The following is a 327-nucleotide window of genomic DNA, read 5'->3' on the forward strand; positions in this document are numbered from 1 at the left end:
GCCAGATTTATGGTTTGCCAGGCCGAGAGCTGAAGCCCAGGGTGGCAGAGCTCGGCAGTACTTATAACCTTAATGAATTGATGAAACAACGGGTTGGCAGCATGAGTGGCGGACAGAAACAGCGGCTCGCCCTGGCGGCGGCTGTGATGCATAAACCGGATTTACTGTTTCTGGACGAACCGACCTCAGCCGTGGATCCCCAGTCGCGGCGTGATTTCTGGGAGCAGCTTTTTGACTTGTCTGACGCTGGCACCACTATTCTGGTGACCACTCATTACATGGATGAAGCCGAGCGCTGTCACGGTCTGGCTATCATGGAAGCCGGTG

1 protein-coding gene is annotated in these 327 nt (G+C 55.4%); it reads left to right on the plus strand.

Annotation, left to right across the window (positions count from 1 at the left end; all coding sequences use genetic code 11):
* Positions 1-327: ATP-binding cassette domain-containing protein (locus ACYP03_RS25145; RefSeq protein ID WP_459782547.1), on the plus strand; the 327-nt coding region annotated here is incomplete at both ends.

It is taken from the genome of Photobacterium sp. R1, from assembly GCF_054600795.1.